The sequence below is a fragment of the Pseudomonas sp. WP18 genome (genome assembly GCF_036689585.1).
In the GTDB taxonomy this organism is placed as follows: Bacteria; Pseudomonadota; Gammaproteobacteria; order Pseudomonadales; family Pseudomonadaceae; genus Aquipseudomonas; species Aquipseudomonas chlororaphis_E.
The window spans coordinates 2,660,889-2,678,687 of sequence record NZ_CP144758.1; the positions used below are offsets into that span (position 1 = coordinate 2,660,889).

Below are 17,799 nucleotides of genomic sequence, written 5' to 3' on the forward strand. Positions count from 1 at the left end.
AAGCCCCGTGAGAGCACAGCTGACTGTGCACCCACGGGGCTTTTGCCTTTCGGTTATTGGTTATTGACGGTGACGTAGGGGTCCCACGTGTTGGTCGGGCCAATCTGGTTCAGGTTGCGGTCCAGCAGCACGAAGTAGATTTGGTACCAGAGCTTTCCCGGGCTCAATGCAGTGGACTGCCAGAAGGTATAGGTCACATCGGTCTTGGAGATACCACCAGGGGCACCGTTGTCCAGATAAGGCACGGGGATGCCGGGGATATTGAAGGGTGTCGGTTTCGAAATCGTGCCCTTGTAATCACCGCCCTGGTGCGGGTTGCCGATCTCGACGTCCTTGATCAACGCGATGCGGTCGAAATTGCGCGACAGCGTGGTGGCTCGCCAGCGAATGATGTCACCGGGATTTACATCGAACCACAACTCGTTACCGCCTTCGCCTTCGCCGCTGGTGATGTTGGCATGGCTGTCGACGGCACTGCGGGTTACCAGCATGGCAATTGCGCCGCCTACGTCGCCGGGGTGGGCGAGCAGGTAATCGGCATCAACGTTGACGAGCACATCAATGGTTTGGGTTGCTCCAGACATGTTTATCGCTCCTTGATCGAACAGCATTGACGACCTCACCCTCAAAGGGCGTCCGGGCCACCCGGTCCCTGGGTGTGGTCTCGGGGAGGAACGATAGGTGATGGCCTTATAGAGTCAAACTTCGTTTTTTTGACGTTAGCGAAACGCAGCGGAACGCGACTAGGGTACTTTTCTGATCTGGTTGGGTTATTGGCAATTTCCTATGAGTTGCTGGGTATTTATCTGGCGGGAGCAGTAGGAAAAGGCGGACAGCGGGTACTGGCAGAGGCTGGCGCATTGGGGTGTTTTCTGGAGGCCCGTTGACAGTGCCACCGCCTTCGCGGGCAAGCCCGCTCCCACAGGTCTTGCTGGTGCATGCAAAGGCTGCGTACACCCTCAATCCTGGGTGGGAGCGGGCTTGCCCGCGAAAGCGGAGTGTCTGCCATGAAGATGCTGAATGAGCCACCATCTTCGCGGGCAAGCCCGCTCCCACAGGTCTTGCTGGTGTATGCAAAGGCTGCGTACACCCCCAATCCTGGGTGGGAGCGGGCTTGCCCGCGAAAGCGGAGTGTCTGTCATGAAGATGCTGAATGTGCCGCCGTCTTCGCGGGCAAGCCCGCTCCCACAGGTCTTGCTGGTGCATGCAAAGGCTGCGTACACCCTCAATCCTGGGTGGGAGCGGGCTTGCCCGCGAAAGCGGAGTGCCTGCCATGAAGATGCTGAATGTGCCGCCGTCTTCGCGGGCAAGCCCGCTCCCACAGGTCTTGCTGGTGCATGCAAAGGCTGCGCACACCCTCAATCCTGGGTGGGAGCGGGCTTGCCCGCGAAAGCGGAGTGTCTGTCATGAAGATGCTGAATGTGCCGCCGTCTTCGCGGGCAAGCCCGCTCCCACAGGTCTTGGTGGTGTATGCGAAGGCGGCGTACACACCCAATCCTCTGTGGGAGCGGGCAGGGTGGGTTTCGGCGAGATTTTCGGAAGCGTTTCGTTCGCTCATTCGCTGTTGAGCACCCGACGCCCGCACCGGTTTTGTGATCTATAGTTTCTCCAGTCAATCGTTTTGCCCGAACGCCGCAAGGAACACGCCGGTTCAACGCAGGGAGCGCATCATGTCGTTTCAACGGCCAGATGGACTGAGGTTGGCCTCCGGTATCGCCAGGTCCGCGGAGACGGTCTCCCAGGCCATGGGCCGCGTCTTGCGGCGTGGGCTCGGTCATGCCAAGGAGGCGTATGTCCTGTTTCCGCTGCTGGCGGTTTTCCTGTTGTTGGCCATCTGGCTGACGACGCTGTACCTCATCACCAGCGAACTGACCCGGGCGCGGCATAACGCGGCGGCAGTCAGCCTGGAAGTCAGCGCGACCTATGAAGCCCAGATGCTGCGGGCGGTCCATGAAATCGACCAGACCCTCAAGCTCGTCAAGTACACCTACGAGGCCGAAGGCCAGCGCAACCCGCTGCCCAGGCTGAAGGAGCGGGCATTGTTGCCGCCGTCGCTGTTGTTTGACGTGAGCGTGATCGACGCCGATGCCAGGTTGGTGGCCAGCACCCGGGCCAACGAAACGGAAGTGGTCGACGACGCGGACGACCTGCGCACGTTGCGGCGCGACGACACGCTATTGATCAGCCGCCCCTGGAGAAACCCGCTCAACGGCGAATGGCGGTTGCGCTTCAGCCGGCGCCTCAGTTCGGCCGATGGCGGGTTCGCGGGGGTCGCCAGGGTCGAGGTTGACGCGAACTATTTCGTCAGCAGCTACGATGCCTCGAAGCTCGGCGAGCAGGGCGTCTTCGGGTTGCTGGGCACCGACGGCGTGTTCCGGGTGCGGCGCACCGGGGAGACGGTGCAGGCCGGTGACACGGTGGATTACGCGGCGCTGGTGCCGGACACCGAGGACACCCAGGCGCTGCTGCTGACCAACGATTGGGACGGCGTACGCCGCTACACCAGCGCTCGGCAGCTCTATGACCTGCCGCTGGCGGTGATCGTCGGGTTGTCCGAGCAGGAGCAACTGGCGGCCGTCACCCAGCAAGCCCAAACCTATGTGTGGCGGGCCGCGGCCGGCAGTCTGGTGTTGATGTTCCTGGTGGTGTTGCTGAGCCGCATGAGCTGGCAGCTGGCACAGAGTCGCCTGCGCACCGCTGAAGCCCAGACCCAGTTGGTGGCCGTCGCCCGCCAGGCCGGCATGGCCGAGATCGCCACCAACGTGCTGCACAACGTGGGCAACGTCCTCAACAGCGTCAACGTTTGCGCCGAGGTGCTGACGCAAAAACTGCGCACCAGTAAAGCCTTGGGCCTGGGCAAGGCGATGCAGTTGATGAACCAGCACACCGAGGACCTCGGCCACTTCATCTCGCAGGACGAGAAAGGCAGGTTGCTGCCCGGCTACCTGAACCAGGTGGTGGAGGCCTTGGCGGTCGAGCAGAAGAGCATGGCCGAAGAGCTTGAGCAGTTGACCAAGAGCATCGATCACATCAAGGAAGTCGTGGCGGCCCAACAATCGTATTCAGGCGCTTCCAGCCTGCGCGAGACCGTGCAGGTCCAGCAACTGATCGAGGATGCGTTACGCATGAACGCCGGCGTGCTCACGACCCGCCACGTCACGGTGCAGAAGGCGTTCACAGGCTTGCCGGCGGTTGAGTTGGACAAGCACCGGGTGCTGATGATCCTGGTCAACCTGATCAAGAACGCCGGCAACGCGATGGTCGACATGGCGGATCGGCCCCCGGTGATCACCTTGCAGGGCGAGCTGAACACGGAACAGACCTTGATCATCCGGGTGATCGACAATGGCGAGGGGATCGCCGAGGGCAACCTGACGCGCATCTTTGCCCACGGCTTCACCACCCGCAAGGATGGCCACGGTTTCGGCCTGCACAGTTGTGTGCTGGCCGCCATGGAGATGGGCGGGGCATTGAAGGTCCAGAGTGCCGGGCCGGGGCAGGGCGCCACCTTCACCCTGGAACTGCCCACCCGGCCTTCGGGCCCGACCGGCCGGGCATGAGCCGGGCGGGTGGCGGTTTGTCGACTACAATGTCGTTCGTGGCATCACCGAATGCCTACTGAGCCAACGTTACAAGGATTAGAACGCATGGTGGCAGTCTCCCCGGGCAATTGCGCAATCAATGTCGTTACACGTTCCAGGGCGCCAGCGAGCCTGGCTGAAATCTCCCTTGCCATAGGGCTGCACTGACCCATGACGCCACGACTCAACCCCCTGGCGTTGGCCGTGCTGGCTCTGTACGCCTGCACCGCGCACGCCGCCGACGCCCAGGGCCCGACGTTTTCAGTGAGCAGCTTCGGCACGGTGGGGATGGTTCACTCCAACGAGAAAAACGCCGACTACACCTCCAGCATCTACAAGCCCAATGGTGCCGGGCACACCCGCGACTGGAGCGCCGATGTCGACAGCCTGATCGGGGCCCAGCTGACCGCCCGTTTCAACCCGCAGCTTTCTGCGGTGGTGCAGGTCATTTCGGAACAACGTTACGACAACAGTTACCGGCCCTCCCTGGAGTGGGCGAACTTCAAGTACCAGGTCACGCCGGATTTCAGCCTGCGCATCGGTCGCACGGTGCAGCCGGCCTTCCTGTTTTCCGACACTCGCAAGGTCGGCTACACGCTCCCCTGGGTACGGCCGCCGGGCGAGGTGTACAGCATGATCCCTGTGACCAGCACCGACGGCATGGATCTCAGCTACCGGCTGCACGTGGGCGATGTTGCCAACACGGTGCAGGGCAACGTGGGCCAGAGCACGGTGAAGATGCCCCATGGCACGGGTGAAACCCGCGCCCGGGAATCGTGGGGCGTTTCCAACCTGACCGAATACGGCGCCTTGACCACGCGCATCACCTTCCAGCAGACGCATTTGACCTACGAGCCCTTCAACCCGCTGTTCGATGATTTCCGGCAGTTCGGCGCGCAGGGCAACGACATTGCCGACCGCTATGACACCAAGGGCAAGCATTTCAACTTCGTCGGCGTGGGCGCCATCTACGATCCAGGCGACTGGTTCGTCATGGGCGAATGGGGGCATTTCAAAAGCCACGCGGCGTTTGGCGAGATGAGCGCCTGGTACGTCAGCAGCGGCTACAGGATCAATGCGTTCACACCCTATATCACCTATGCACGTTCCAAGACCCTGAGCGAAACGTCCACCGAGGGGCTGGACACCTCGAACCTGCCGCCTGAACTCGTGGGGCCGGCGGGTGAGCTCAACGGCGCGCTCAACGGCATCCTCGGCTCAGGCAGCCGCCAGCAGACCCTGTCCCTGGGCGTGCGCTGGGATTTCACCAAGAACATGGACGCCAAGCTGCAGTACGACCACACGCGCCTTGGCAGCACCGCCACTGGACCGTTGACCAATTTCCAGCCGGACTTCGAGCCCGGTGGCTCGTTCAGCCTGCTCAGCGTCGCCGTGGATTTCGTGTTCTGATGGGCCCGATCATGCGCTTTCTCAAGCACACGGGGTGTGCGGTGGCAGGCGTCGTATTGTCCGCTGGCAGCACGCTGGCGATGGCCGAGGTGGTGGTGGTCGTTGCCAGTGCCAGCCCGGTGAAGACGCTGGCGGGCAGCCAGGTGGCGAATATCTTCCTGGGCAAGACCAATCGTTTTCCCGATGGCGGGCAGGCCGTTCCCATTGATTTGCCCGAGGGCTCGGCGATTCGCGACGAGTTTTACACCCGCTTCACCGGCAAGTCCGCCGCCCAGCTCAAGGCGCACTGGTCGAAGATCATTTTTACCGGCCGGGGCCAACCGCCGGAAACCCTTGGCAGCAGCGCGGAGGTGAAGAAGTACCTGGCCGGCCACCCCGACAGTGTCGGCTACATCGATGCGCGAGACGTGGACGACAGTGTCCGGGTGCTGCCGGCGGATCCGCCGTGAGGACTAGGGGTGAGGCGCTTGCGCTTGCAGCAAGGCCTGGAACTGGTCGGCGGGCATCGGCTTGTTGAAGTAGAACCCCTGGAATTCATCGCAAGCGTTGTCCCGTAGGAAGTCGGCTTGCTCCTTGGTTTCCACGCCCTGGGCCACCACCGTCAGGCTGAGGCTGCGGCCCATGGTGATGATGGCCTCGGTCAAGGCCCGGTCCTCCGACACCCGGGCCACGTCCCGAATGAACGAGCGGTCGATCTTGATGGCGTCGAGCGGGAACTGCTGCAGGGCCGAGAGCGATGAGTAGCCGACGCCGAAATCGTCGATGGCGATGCGCACGTTCAGTTGCTTGAGCCCGGTCAGGACCTGGAGGGCAGCCTTGACGTCCTGCATCAGCAGGCTCTCGGCGATCTCCAGTTCCAGCAGGTTGGCGTCCATGCCGGTCTCGGCCAGGACAGTGGCAAGGTCGCTCAGCAGCGCGTCGTCGAAGAACTGCCGGGCCGTCAGGTTCACGGCCACGCACAACCGCGCCAGTCCCTGTTGTTGCCAGGCGACGTTTTGCAGGCAAGCCGTCCGCAGCACCCATTGGCCGATGGACACGATCAGGCCCGTCTCTTCGGCCACCGGAATGAACTGCATGGGCGCCACCAGGCCAAGGTCGGGGTGTTCCCAGCGCAACAGCGCTTCCATGCCGGTGATCTGCCCGCTGCGGATGTCGCGCTTGGCCTGGTAGTGAAGCCTGAACTCATCCCGTTCCAAGGCATGGCGCAAGCCCAGTTCGAGGGTTTGCCGCTCCAGTGATTCGGCGTTCAAGCGCTCGGAGTAGAACTGGAAGGTGTTCTTGCCCTGCTGCTTGGCCTGGTACATGGCGATGTCGGCGTTTTTCTTCAGGGTCTGTTCGTCCTGGCCGTCGCGGTCGTACAGGCTGATGCCAATGCTGGCGGTCACGCGAAACTCTTGCCCTTGCAGGTTGAAGGGCCTGGCAATCGCCCCGAGGATTTTCTGGGCGGTGGCCCCTACGTACTGTTCATCCGACAGCTGCGGCAGCAGAATCACGAATTCGTCGCCGCCCAGGCGGGCGACGATGTCGCTTTCGCGCAGACAGGTCTTGAGACGGTGGGCGACTTCTTGCAGCAACTGGTCGCCGGCATCGTGGCCGAGGGTGTCGTTGATCAGTTTGAAGCGGTCGAGGTCGAGGAACAGTACGGCCATCTGGCGTCGATAACGGCTGGCTTCGCGAATGTTCTGCACCAGCAGTTTGCTGAACAGGCTGCGGTTCGGCAGCGCGGTGAGGCCGTCGTGGTAGGCCAGGTATTCGACGCGTTCGGCGTAGGCGACCTTGGCTTCGGCAGCCTGCAGACGGCTTTGCGCCAATTGCCAGCTCATCCGGCTGAGCAGGCCCGCCAGGCAGATCAGCAGCAGGCTGGCTGCGGTGGCTCGATGCAAATAGACCTGGGCCTGGCGGGTCACGGCAAGCAGTTGTTCCTCTTCGGACAGCCCGACGATCACCGCCAGGGGAACGTCGTAGAGCTGGCGGGCACTGGTGTAGCGGCGCACGCCGTCCCAATGGTTGACCAGCAGCAGCGCCTGGGTGTCCTCGGTGTCTGGCACCAGGGCTGCGTAGTCGACCGTATCGCCCGCCAGCAGGGTATCGCCGGTGCGCCGGATCCGGAACACCCCGTCGGTGCCCAGCAGCCCGAGTACCCCTTGGACGCCAAGTTTCGAGGGGTCATAGCTGCTGACGAAGTAGGCCGCATCCACCTCGACGCGGGCCATCCCCGAGAGCGTGCCCTGCGGCCCATCGAGGCGCCGGCTGAAGCGCAATCGCCATTCTCCGGTGCGCGGGTCTTTCCAGGGACGGCTGACCAGCAGCGTGTCGTTGTGCCGTAGCGTGCGCAGTTCTTGCGGGTCATTGCCATGGCTGGTGTCGTTGGCGCGGGTGCTGGCGACCAGTTGGGCGTCGGCGTCGACCACGCTCACGTCGAACAACAGGGCCGGCGGCAACAGCGCTCGCTCCCTGAGCCCGGTGAGTGGGTTGTGCTCGCCTTGCGCCTCGTAGGCGTACTTGACGAGCTTGAGGGTCTGGTCGATTTCACGCACCGCGCGCAGCATCTGGGCCTCATAGGTGGCGCTGATTTCCAGGCTCAATGTCGCGGCGTTGCGCTGGGCGCGGGTTTGTTCGACCTGGATGAGATAGAGGGTGGCGGACCAGAGGGCGATCAGCAGGAGCAGCGCCAGCAGCGGCAGCAGGACGTAGGCTTCCCTTATGCGGTCGAGGCCATGTCGAAAGAGCCGGGCTGGGGGACGGGGCGATGCATCGGTGGCGACACCGCGAGCCTGCCTCAGTCCACTCGTCCGTTGGATCGACATGATGTGCTCCGTGCGTTGTACCGGCATTCCAGGTTAGCGGACATCCGCCGGGGAAGAGACGGATGGCCGAAGCTCCCGATTGCGTCCATGCGAAAAGGTGTATCAACGGGTTCGCTGGAAACTATAGACCAAAAAATGCCCTTGGCCTGTGCCGTGCCACGTGGTGGCGACGGCGTCGGGGCCATCGCCAGTCCCGGCTCAGCGTCGTCCGGTGCGGGTGCTCACGTCGACCCACACCGCCAGCACCAGGATGCTGCCCTTGACGATCATCTGCCAGTAACTGTCGACGTCGAGCATCGACATGCCGTTGTCCAGGCTGGTGATGACCAGCGCGCCGAGGAGGGCGCCGTAGACCGTGCCGGAGCCGCCGCGCATCGAAGTGCCACCGATGAAGCAGGCGGCGATGGCATCGAGCTCGCCCATGTTGCCGGCCGAGGGCGAACCCGCTGCCAGGCGCGCGGTGTTGACCACGCCGGCCAGGGCGCACATCACCCCCATGATGCCGAAGATCCACAGTTTCACCGCTTGCACGTTGATACCCGACAGGCGCGTGGCTTCCATGTTGCTGCCCACCGAATACACCCGCCGGCCAAACACGGTCTGGCTGGTGACGTAGCTGAACACGCCGAGCAGCACCAGCAAAAGCAGCACCGGAACCGGGATGCCGTCGTAGCTGTTGAGGGTGTAGACGAAGCCGGCCAGCACCGCGCCGATCAGCACCACCCGCAGCACGTCGCGTACCAACGAGTGCGCCGCCAGGCCATGCAAAGCTCGATTGCGCCGCTGTTTCCAGGTCAGGAACAGGGTCAGGGCGAACAGCACCACGCCCAGCCCGGTGCCCACGGCGTGCGGCAGATAGCCCTGGCCGACGTAGACCAGCTCCGGCGACACCGGGGCGATGGTGGTCCCGCCGGTGACCCCCAGCAGGATCCCGCGAAAGGCAAGCATGCCGCCCAGGCCGACGATGAACGAGGGGATGCGCAGGTAGGCGGTCATGTAGCCGTTGCCCAGGCCGATCACCAGGCCACACAGGGCGACCAGGCTCAGGTTCGCCAGCAGCGGGATGTGATAGACCACATCAAGGATCGCCGCGAGCCCTCCCAGCAGCCCCAGCAAGGACCCCACCGACAGGTCGATCTCGCCGCTGATGATCACCAGCACCATGCCGCAGGCCAGGATCCCGGTGATGGACATTTGCCGCAGCAGGTTGGAAAGGTTGCGCGGGGTCAGGAAGCCGCCCTCGGTCTGCCAGCTGAAGAACAGCCAGATCATCGCCACGGCGATCACCAGCGCGAGCATTTTGTAGCGGGAGAACAGTTGTTTGACCTGATTCATCTACGCGGACTTCCGATCATTATTGTGATGGCCATCGGGGTGGCTGAGCGCGGCGGCGAGCACCTGTTCCTGGGTCAGTTCGTGGTTGATGAAGTCGCCGCGCAACTGGCCTTCGCCGATCACCAGCACCCGGTCGGACACCCCCAGCACCTCGGCCAGTTCCGAGGAGACCATGATGATCGACACGCCGTCGGCCGCCAGCGCGCCCATCAGCTTGTAGATCTCATACTTGGCGCCGACGTCCACCCCGCGGGTCGGTTCATCGAGGATCAACACCCGGGGCTGGGCCAGGAGCATTTTCGCCAGCACGGCTTTTTGCTGGTTGCCGCCCGACAGGCTGGTGATTGGCAGGAACGGGCTCGCGGTCTTGAGGTGCATGCGCGCGATTTCCTTGTCGATGCTGCCCAGCTCGGCCTCTGCATCGATGCGGGTCAGGCGTGAATAAGTGTCCAGCACGGCCAGGGTGATGTTCTGGCCCACGCCCAGGTCCGGGATGATGCCCTGGCGCTTGCGGTCTTCGGGGACCATGCACAGGCCGGCGCGGATCGCCTTGAGCGGGGTGCGCGTATCGATCGGCTGGCCGTCGAGCCAGACTTCGCCTTCGTGGCGGCCGGGGTAGGCGCCGAACAGCGCCGACACCAGCTCCGTGCGGCCGGCGCCGACCAGCCCGGCGATGCCAAGGATTTCCCCACGCTTGAGCACGAACGAGATGTCGTCGACCCGTTTGCGCCTGGGGTTGTCGATGTCGTAGCAGGTGATGTGGCGCGCCTCGAAGATCACCTCGCCCACCTCATGGGGTTCGGTGGGGTAGAGGTTGCTCATTTCTCGCCCGACCATCTGGGTGATGATCTTCGGGATGTCCATGTCGGCCATGGCGGTCGTGGCGATGTGCTTGCCGTCGCGGATCACCGAAATCGTGTCGCACACGGCGGCCACTTCGTCGAGCTTGTGGGAGATGTACACGCAGGCGACGCCCTTGGCCTTGAGGTCGCGGATGATGTCCAGCAGCACCTCGATTTCCGAGCGGGTCAGGGCCGAGGAGGGCTCGTCGAGGATCAGCAGGCGCGCCTGCTTGTTCAGTGCCTTGGCGATTTCCACCAGTTGCTGGTAGCCGCCGCCGTACTGGGACACCGGCAGCGAGACGTTCATGTCCGGCACCTTGAGCTCCCGCATCAGGGCTTCGGCGCGATGGATCATGGCCGGGTAATTCATGCGCCCGCCGGGCAGGGTCAGCTCGTGGCCCATGAAGATGTTTTCGGCCACCGACAGGTCGGGGACCAGGGTCAGCTCCTGGTGGATGATGACGATCCCGGCGGCTTCGGTGTCGCTGATCGATTGCGCCTTGAGCGGCTGGCCGTCCCAGAGGATTTCGCCCTCCCAGGTGCCATGGGGGTAGACCGCCGACAGGACTTTCATCAGCGTGGATTTGCCCGCGCCGTTCTCGCCGCACAGGCCGACGCACTCACCGGGCCGGACCTTGATATCGATGCCGTTCAGGGCCTTGACACCGTCAAAGGTCTTGACGATGCCGTTCATTTGCAGCAGGTAATCGGACATGGCAAGGACTCACACATAATCAGTGGCTAGGCACTGCCCTGATGTCAGCCAGTTTCCTGTGGGAGCGAGCTTGCTCGCGATAGCGGCAGCAGATCCGAAAGGGATGCCAGCTGAACCACCGCCATCGCGAGCAAGCTCGCTCCCACAGTGACTGATAACCTCGGGCTTGGCTTCAGGTCATTGCCCGGCGATCTGCGCCTTGGTGTAGAAGCCGTCCTTTTCCAGCAGGTCGATGTTGTCCTTGGTCAGCGGGGTCGGGGTGAGCAGGATGGTGTCGACCTTCTTGCTGCCGTTGTCGTACTGCGAGCTGTAGGTGGGTTTCTCGTTGCGTGCCAGTTGCACCGAGAGCTTGGCGGCTTCGGTGGCGATCAGCTTGAGTGGCTTGTAGACGGTCATGGTCTGGGTGCCGTCGATCACCCGCTTGACCGCCGCCAGGTCGGCGTCCTGGCCCGAGATCGGCACCTTGCCGGCCATTTTCTGGGCCGCGAGGGCCTGGATCGCACCGCCTGCGGTGGCGTCGTTGGAGGCGACGATGGCGTCGATCTTGTTGCTGTTGCGGGTCAGGGCGTTCTCGACGATGCTCAGGGCTTCGGTGGGGTTCCATTCCTTCACCCATTGCTGGCCGACGATCTTGATGTCGCCCTTGTCGATGGCCGGTTGCAGCACTTTCATCTGGCCTTCACGCAGCACCTTGGCGTTGTTGTCCGTCGGGGCGCCGCCGAGCAGGAAGTAATTACCCTTGGGCGCCGCTTGCAACACGCCGCTGGCCTGCATTTCGCCGACCTTTTCGTTATCGAAGGAAATGTAGGCGTCGATGTCGGCGTTGAGGATCAGCCGGTCGTAGGACACCACCTTGATTCCGGCCTTCTTGGCTTCGGCGACGGCGTTGGTCAGCACGGTGGCGTTAAATGGCACGATGACAATCACGTCGACGCCCCGGGAGATGAGGTTCTCGATCTGCGAGATCTGCTTCTGCTCGTTGGCGTCGGCCGACTGGACGAAGACCTTGGCCTCGAGTTTTTCCGCTGCCGCGACGAAGTAGTCGCGGTCCCGCGACCAGCGTTCCAGGCGCAGGTCATCGATGGAGAAGCCAATTTTCGGGTGCGCGGCGTCGGCCATGACCGGGAGCGAGAGCAGGGCGAGGGCGCCGGCGAGCAACGTGCGTTTGAATGTTTTCATGGTAGTGCGTCCTTTTATTGTTGTTTGAAAGACACGTCCTGACGATGAGCGGGATGCCGGTAAGACTGTAGAGCGTTGCACGGCGGTGTGGGCACAGATTTGTCGCGCGAATGTCACAGGCTCGCAGGCTCCCGGTGCAGTCCTGGGTCAGGGGTAGATGAACCGGTTGACCACGTTCTCGAGCATCTCCTGTCGGCCACTGACCGCTTGGGGGTTCAACGCGTTGTCGAAGGCATGTTCAGCCAGCGCCGCGAGGCTGTAGTCGCCCGCCAGCACTGCCTGGCCGAACGGCTGCTGCCAGCCGGCGTAGCGTTGGTCCTTGAACCGTTGCAACTGATCGTCCTGGACCATGGCGGCCGCGCGCTCCAGGGCCAGGGCCAGGACATCCATGGCGGCGACATGGCCGTGGAACAGATCGACATCGTCGACGCTCTGGCGACGAACCTTGGAGTCGAAGTTGAATCCACCGTGGGTGAACCCTCCGGCCTTGAGGATTTCATAAGTGGCCAGGGTCATTTCCTCGACGCTGTTGGGGAACTGGTCGGTGTCCCAGCCGTTTTGCGGATCGCCCCGGTTGGCGTCGATGCTGCCGAAGATCCCCAGCGACGTCGCGGTGGCGATCTCGTGGTGGAAGCTGTGCCCGGCCAGGGTCGCGTGGTTGGCCTCGATGTTGACCTTGATCTCGCGCTCCAGGCCGAACTGCTGGAGGAAGCCGAACACTGTGGCGGTGTCGTAATCGTATTGGTGCTTGGTCGGCTCCTGGGGCTTGGGTTCGATGAGCAGGTCGCCCTTGAAGCCGATCTTGTGCTTGTGCTCGACCACCATGCGCATGAACCGGCCCAGTTGCTCGCGCTCGCGCTTGAGGTCGGTATTGAGCAGGGTTTCGTAGCCCTCGCGGCCACCCCACAACACGTAGTTGGCGCCTTTGAGCCGCAGGGTCGCGTTCATGGCACTGAACACCTGGGCGGCGGCGCAGGCGAAGACTTCCGGGTCCGGGTTGCTTGCCGCGCCGGCGGCAAAGCGCGGGTTGCTGAAGCAGTTGGCGGTGCCCCACAGCAATCGGATGCCGGTCTGTTCCTGATGGCGTTCCAGGTGATCGACCATCTGCGCGAAATGGTTGCGATACTCGCGCAGCGAGCTGCCCTCGGGGGCGACATCGGTGTCGTGGAAGCAGTAGTAATCGATGCCCAGTTTGCTGAAGAACTCGAAGGCCGCTTCAGCCTTGCCGATGGCCAGTTCCATGGGGTCGCCGGCGTGCTGCCAGGGGCGCTTGAACGTGCCGGCACCGAACACGTCGGACCCCGGCCAGACGAACGAATGCCAGTAGCAGACCGCCATGCGCAGGTGTTCGCGCATGGGCTTGCCGAGGATGAGCTTGTCGGCGTCGTAGTGGCGGAAGGCGAGGGGTGCGCCGCTGGCGGCACCCTCGAAGCGAATCTTGTCGACACCGGGGAAGTACGGCATGGCTGTGTCCTTTTTATTCTTGGCGGTGTCTCGATACTAGCGCCGGACCTGAGGCTGCTGATTATGAAAATCACCAACGGGCCGTTCGATTTTGTATTGAGCTTGAGCGCGAGCAAGCCTAGTCTCTGTTTGAAAAGTCTTGAGACGAAGGTCAGGCAAGGCGAAAACCGGCGAGGAACGGTCGGGGTCGCGCTCGACTTTACTGGAGTAAATGAGCATTCCGAGCCGGTTTTCAACGCAGCATGAACGAGTATCAAGGCTTTTCAGACAGAGACTGGTCTGTGTCCATCGGCCAAGGGTTCAAACAATGAAAACTGTCCCGCCCGTTCACCGCATCGCCCTGTTGTTCAACGGCAGCAAGATCTACGACCGTGGGATCATCAGCGGCATCGGCAATTACCTGAGCAGCACCCGCGCTTCGTGGGACCTGTTCCTCGAAGAGGATTTCCTCTGTCGCCTCAAGGGCATCGAGCGCTGGCAGGGCGACGGCATCATTGCCGATTTCGACGACCCGCTGATCGGCGAGGCGCTGGCGGGGATCAAGCTGCCCGTGGTGGCAGTGGGCGGTTCCTACCAGGATGCGCGGGCCTACCCGAAGGGCATCCCTTACGTCGCCACCGACAACGACGCGTTGATGACGCTGGCCTATGAGCACTTGATCGAGGCCGGCCTGACGCGCTTCGCCTGTTTCAGCCTGCCCGAGGCACAGGCCAATCGTTGGGCCCAGGAGCGGGAAAAAGCCTTTCGCCGCCTGGTGCAGCGCGACGGCCTGCCCGCCGAGATCTACCGCGGCATGGGCACCAGCGCGCCGCTCTGGGACAGCGCCGTCGAACAGCAGATCGCCTGGCTGCAAAGCCTGCCCAAACCCATCGGCATCATTGCCGTCAGCGATGCCCGCGCCCGCCAACTGTTGCAAGCCTGCCTGACCGCCGGGATCGCCGTCCCGGAGCAGGTGGCGTTGATCGGCATCGACAACGATCCGCTGACCCGCAGCCTGACGCGGGTGCCACTGAGTTCGGTGATCCAGGGCACCGAAACCATGGGCCGGACCGCGGCGCGCCTGCTGCACCAGATGCTCCACGGCATGCCGTCCACGGGCACGCAGATCCTGGTTCCGCCGGATGCGATCAATGTGCAGGTTTCCAGCCTGCACCAGCCGCTGGGCAATCCCTACGTCATGCAGGCGCTGCTGTTCATCCGCCAATACGCCTGCCAGGGCATCAAGACCGCCCAGGTGGCGGCGTATGTCGGTGTGTCGCGTTCATCCCTGGAGTCGCACTTTCGCAAGGTGCGCGGGTGCAGCGTTCACGACGAGATCCTGCGCTTCAAGCTGGCCGCTGCCGCCAGCGGGCTCGGCAACTCCGACTCGCCGATTGCCGACATCGCCCAGCGTTGCGGCTTCAAATCGGCGCAGTACCTGCACACCGTGTTCCGGCGTGAGTTCGGCTGTACGCCTCGGGAGTATCAGCAGGCACAAGCGGTGGAGTGACTGTAGCGCCGCCTTCTCGCCACCTCTGTATCCCTGTGTATCCAGCCCCCACTGCGATACGGACTGTTGCTTTAGCGTCCGTTGGTGACACATCCGCGATACCCATGGGGCCTTAAATGGCCTGCGTCGGGACGGCCGTTGCCGTCCCTCTGGGCATCAAAAGGAGATTCACCATGCTTGCAGCCCCGCTCGTTTTTACCTGGCAGCGTTACCTGGTTTCAGCCGGCGCGGCCAGTGCGCTCGGTCTTGCCGTGCTCGCCGCCAGCGCCGAGGCCTCGGCCGCACAGGACCCCACCGCCAGCGCCGCGCAGGCCGGGTCGCAAGCCATTCGCCCGTACCGCATTCACGTCGATGACGCCAAGTTGGCCGAGCTGCGCCAGCGCATCGCCGCCACGCGCTGGCCGGACAAGGAAACCGTCAGCGACACCTCCCAGGGTGTGCAGCTGGCCCAGGTGCAGGCGTTGGTCAAGTATTGGGGCGACGGCTACGACTGGCGCAAGGCAGAGGCCCGACTCAACGCCTTGCCGGAGTTCGTCACCACCATCGATGGTGTCGACATTCAGTTCATCCACGTGCGTTCGCGCCACCCCAACGCGATGCCGCTGATCCTCACCCACGGCTGGCCGGGTTCGCAATTCGAATTCCTCAAGACGATCGGCCCGTTGACCGACCCGACTGCCTACGGTGGTCGCGCCGAGGATGCCTTCGACGTGGTGATCCCTTCGATTCCCGGCCATGGTTTTTCCGGCAAGCCGACCGAACTGGGCTGGGGCCCCGACCGAGTGGCGAAAGCCTGGGACGTGTTGATGAAGCGGTTGGGCTACAGCCATTACGTGTCCCAGGGCGGCGATCACGGTTCTGTGATCTCCGATGCCCTGGGGCGCCTGGCGCCACCCGGACTGCTGGGGATCCACTTGAACATGCCAGCGACCGTGCCGCCGGAGCTGGTGAAACCGATCAACAGCGGCGATCCGGCCCCGGCCGGGCTCACCGAACCGGAACGCACGGCCTACCGCTCGCTGAGCACGTTCTTCGGCCGCAATGCCGCCTACGGCGCAATGATGGTAACCCGGCCGCAGACTATCGGTTACCTGCTGGCCGATTCGCCCACCGGTACGGCGGCCTGGATGTACGAGAAATTCGCGGCCTGGACCGACAGCGACGGCCAGCCTGAGCGCGTACTCAGCCGCGATGAAATGCTCGACGACATCAGCTTGTACTGGCTGACCGACTCCGGTGCCTCGTCCTCCCGTTTCTATTGGGAGAACAACAACAATAACTTCAGCGCCGCCGCGCAGAAAACCACGAACATCAAGGTCCCGGTGGCGATCAGCGTGTTCCCGCAGGAGATCTACCGCGCGCCGAAGACCTGGGCCCAGCGTGCCTATCCATCGCTGTCCTACTTCAGCGAGGTCGGCAAGGGGGGGCACTTCGCTGCCTGGGAGCAGCCGCAATTGTTCAGCGAAGAGTTGCGCGAAGCGTTCCGGCCGTTACGTGCCGCGACGAAGTAACCGTTCGGCACACAGGAGAGCAACGATGAAACTCAAGCATCTGGCGATGTCCGCCGCCGTGGCCGCCGCGACATGGGGCACGGCTGGCCTGGTCCTGGGCGATGACGGGGGCGGCGAGGTTTCGCCGATCTATGGGGTGAAACTTCCCGAGGGCTATCGCCAATGGGCCCTGATCGCCCCGGCCCAGGAAGCCACGCCGCTGAACGAACTTCGAGCCGTGGTGGGCAATGGTCTGGCGATGAAGGCCTATCAGGATTCAACCCTGCCGTTCCCCGACGGCACGGTGCTGGTGAAGCTGGCCTGGAAGCACGTCCAGTCGCCGGAGTTCGAGCCGGCCTCGATCCCCGGTGCGGCCACTACCGTCCAGGTGATGGTCAAGGACTCGCAGAGATACGCGTCGACCGGCGGCTGGGGATTCGGTCGCTTTATCAACGGCAAGCCCGCCGATGAGGCACAGCACCAGACCTGCTTCGCCTGCCACCAGGCCCGGGTCCAGAACCATGATTGGGTCTTCACGCGATTCGCGCCCTAAGTGATAGTGCAATGCCGCCCAACACAACGATGGAGACCGTCAACAAGCGGATCGACATGGGTTCATCCAGCAGCCATACGCCGCCCAGCGAGGCGAGGATGGGCACGCCGAGCTGCAGCGTTGCGGCGTGTTGTGCGCTGATTTTCTTGACCGTGCCATACCAGAGCGCGTAGCCGCAGCCAGAGGCCAGGATGCCGGAAGCCAGCGCATAAAGCACGCCGGGCACGCTCAGGCGCGGGTGGCTGCCAAGGAGCATGATCGGGCCGAGCACACACAGCATTGCCAGGGTTCTGGCAAAGTTGCCGGCGGTGTCTGCGAGTGGGTTGGCGCAGCCTTTGCCGAGCAGTGAGTAGGCTCCCCAGGCCATTCCCGAGACCGCCATGAGCAGGGCGCTGCCCATGGGTGGGGTGTCGGCGCCCGGTAGTAAAAGGACCAGCAGGCCGCAGAAGGCCAAGGACATGCCGATCAGCGCTTTTTTCTGAACCGGCTCGCCCTGTTTCCAGGCGCAGGCGAACATCGTCACCTGCACGGCTCCGAACAGGATCAAGGCGCCTACGCCCGCACCGAGTCGGACGTAGGCAATGGAGAATAAGTAAGCATAGAGAAACAGCGCCAGACCGGCCCGCCAACTGCCGCCCATGGCAGGCCGAGGCTGGCGCGACCGAATCAGGCACAGCAGGAACACAGCACCGCTGAGCAGGCGGATCGCGGTGAATGACGCAGGGTCGATTTGATCCTGCATCAGCGCTTGCCGGCAAAAAATGGAATTGGCCGCAAAGGCCACCAGGCACACCATCGCTTGGAAGACCCAGCCGGGAAAACGACGTTCGCGTCGGCCGATGGGGGTGATCGTGGTCATCGGCAGAAGGCTCCGTTTGATAGAAAAACTTTCGCATTGCCGCCGAGATGGCTTTGATGGCCGGCTCTTTGGTCG

At 63.3% G+C, this 17,799-nt stretch carries 14 protein-coding genes; 7 read left to right on the forward strand and 7 right to left on the reverse strand.

The window, feature by feature from the left end; all coding sequences use genetic code 11:
* Positions 1–53: 53 nt before the first annotated feature.
* Positions 54–584 (reverse strand): AidA/PixA family protein, encoded by a 531-nt coding sequence (locus tag V5F23_RS11870; RefSeq protein ID WP_042731835.1) that lies wholly within the window; start codon positions 582–584, stop codon positions 54–56.
* A 1,086-nt stretch (positions 585–1,670) separates the two neighbouring features.
* Here V5F23_RS11870 and V5F23_RS11875 point away from each other — a divergent pair.
* The 3 genes from V5F23_RS11875 to V5F23_RS11885 all read left to right on the forward strand — a co-directional run bounded on the left by V5F23_RS11875 (position 1,671) and on the right by V5F23_RS11885 (position 5,440).
* Positions 1,671–3,560, forward strand: coding sequence for an ATP-binding protein (locus tag V5F23_RS11875; protein WP_047735436.1), 1,890 nt, complete (start codon positions 1,671–1,673; stop codon positions 3,558–3,560).
* 192 nt (positions 3,561–3,752) lie between these two features.
* Entirely contained in the window at positions 3,753–4,991 is a 1,239-nt protein-coding gene (locus V5F23_RS11880) for a porin (RefSeq protein ID WP_338498508.1), read from the forward strand.
* Entirely contained in the window at positions 4,991–5,440 is a 450-nt protein-coding gene (locus V5F23_RS11885; RefSeq protein ID WP_338498510.1) for a phosphate ABC transporter substrate-binding protein, read from the forward strand. Before V5F23_RS11880 ends, V5F23_RS11885 begins: the two co-directional genes overlap by 1 nt.
* 3 nt (positions 5,441–5,443) lie before the next feature.
* On the opposite strand, the gene V5F23_RS11890 is transcribed toward V5F23_RS11885, so the two are convergent.
* The 5 genes from V5F23_RS11890 to xylA form a co-directional block, all read right to left on the reverse strand.
* Complete coding sequence (locus tag V5F23_RS11890; protein WP_338498512.1) at positions 5,444–7,798, reverse strand: EAL domain-containing protein; 2,355 nt, start codon at positions 7,796–7,798, stop codon at positions 5,444–5,446.
* A gap of 198 nt (positions 7,799–7,996) precedes the next feature.
* A complete protein-coding gene (locus V5F23_RS11895) occupies positions 7,997–9,133 on the reverse strand; it encodes a sugar ABC transporter permease (RefSeq protein ID WP_042730150.1) in 1,137 nt (378 codons plus the stop codon).
* Positions 9,134–10,690, reverse strand: coding sequence for a D-xylose ABC transporter ATP-binding protein (gene xylG, locus V5F23_RS11900; RefSeq protein ID WP_042730151.1), 1,557 nt, complete (start codon positions 10,688–10,690; stop codon positions 9,134–9,136).
* 177 nt (positions 10,691–10,867) lie between these two features.
* Positions 10,868–11,869, reverse strand: a complete 1,002-nt coding sequence (xylF, locus tag V5F23_RS11905) for a D-xylose ABC transporter substrate-binding protein (protein ID WP_042730152.1) — start codon at positions 11,867–11,869, stop codon at positions 10,868–10,870.
* Between the two features lie 147 nt (positions 11,870–12,016).
* Entirely contained in the window at positions 12,017–13,333 is a 1,317-nt protein-coding gene (xylA, locus tag V5F23_RS11910; protein WP_042730153.1) for a xylose isomerase, read from the reverse strand.
* A 63-nt stretch (positions 13,334–13,396) separates the two neighbouring features.
* Between xylA and V5F23_RS11915 the strand changes: the two genes are divergently transcribed.
* The 4 genes from V5F23_RS11915 (at position 13,397) to V5F23_RS11930 (ending at position 16,865) form a co-directional block, all read left to right on the forward strand.
* Positions 13,397–13,579 (forward strand): hypothetical protein, encoded by a 183-nt coding sequence (locus V5F23_RS11915; RefSeq protein WP_212803706.1) that lies wholly within the window; start codon positions 13,397–13,399, stop codon positions 13,577–13,579.
* A 61-nt stretch (positions 13,580–13,640) separates the two neighbouring features.
* On the forward strand, positions 13,641–14,822 hold the full coding sequence (locus V5F23_RS11920; protein WP_123578080.1) for a DNA-binding transcriptional regulator: 1,182 nt from the start codon (positions 13,641–13,643) through the stop codon (positions 14,820–14,822).
* 173 nt (positions 14,823–14,995) lie between these two features.
* Positions 14,996–16,333, forward strand: a complete 1,338-nt coding sequence (locus V5F23_RS11925; RefSeq protein WP_338498516.1) for an epoxide hydrolase family protein — start codon at positions 14,996–14,998, stop codon at positions 16,331–16,333.
* Positions 16,334–16,358: 25 nt separating this feature from the next.
* Complete coding sequence (locus tag V5F23_RS11930; protein ID WP_047735427.1) at positions 16,359–16,865, forward strand: cytochrome P460 family protein; 507 nt, start codon at positions 16,359–16,361, stop codon at positions 16,863–16,865.
* Here the strand turns inward: V5F23_RS11930 and V5F23_RS11935 are convergent.
* Positions 16,846–17,724: a DMT family transporter gene (locus tag V5F23_RS11935; RefSeq protein ID WP_042730157.1), complete on the reverse strand. Its 879-nt coding sequence runs from the start codon at positions 17,722–17,724 to the stop codon at positions 16,846–16,848. The genes V5F23_RS11930 and V5F23_RS11935 overlap by 20 nt on opposite strands.
* Positions 17,725–17,799 lie beyond the last annotated feature (75 nt).

Bases quoted from the DNA above. Each gene is read 5' to 3' on its own strand.
- V5F23_RS11870 (WP_042731835.1), bottom strand. From the start codon at position 584: ATGTCTGGAGCAACCCAAACCATTGATGTGCTCGTCAACGTTGATGCC.
- V5F23_RS11875 (WP_047735436.1), top strand. From the start codon at position 1,671: ATGTCGTTTCAACGGCCAGATGGACTGAGGTTGGCCTCCGGTATCGCC.
- V5F23_RS11880 (WP_338498508.1), top strand. From the start codon at position 3,753: ATGACGCCACGACTCAACCCCCTGGCGTTGGCCGTGCTGGCTCTGTAC.
- V5F23_RS11885 (WP_338498510.1), top strand. From the start codon at position 4,991: ATGGGCCCGATCATGCGCTTTCTCAAGCACACGGGGTGTGCGGTGGCA.
- V5F23_RS11890 (WP_338498512.1), bottom strand. From the start codon at position 7,798: ATGTCGATCCAACGGACGAGTGGACTGAGGCAGGCTCGCGGTGTCGCC.
- V5F23_RS11895 (WP_042730150.1), bottom strand. From the start codon at position 9,133: ATGAATCAGGTCAAACAACTGTTCTCCCGCTACAAAATGCTCGCGCTG.
- xylG (WP_042730151.1), bottom strand. From the start codon at position 10,690: ATGTCCGATTACCTGCTGCAAATGAACGGCATCGTCAAGACCTTTGAC.
- xylF (WP_042730152.1), bottom strand. From the start codon at position 11,869: ATGAAAACATTCAAACGCACGTTGCTCGCCGGCGCCCTCGCCCTGCTC.
- xylA (WP_042730153.1), bottom strand. From the start codon at position 13,333: ATGCCGTACTTCCCCGGTGTCGACAAGATTCGCTTCGAGGGTGCCGCC.
- V5F23_RS11915 (WP_212803706.1), top strand. From the start codon at position 13,397: ATGAAAATCACCAACGGGCCGTTCGATTTTGTATTGAGCTTGAGCGCG.
- V5F23_RS11920 (WP_123578080.1), top strand. From the start codon at position 13,641: ATGAAAACTGTCCCGCCCGTTCACCGCATCGCCCTGTTGTTCAACGGC.
- V5F23_RS11925 (WP_338498516.1), top strand. From the start codon at position 14,996: ATGCTTGCAGCCCCGCTCGTTTTTACCTGGCAGCGTTACCTGGTTTCA.
- V5F23_RS11930 (WP_047735427.1), top strand. From the start codon at position 16,359: ATGAAACTCAAGCATCTGGCGATGTCCGCCGCCGTGGCCGCCGCGACA.
- V5F23_RS11935 (WP_042730157.1), bottom strand. From the start codon at position 17,724: ATGACCACGATCACCCCCATCGGCCGACGCGAACGTCGTTTTCCCGGC.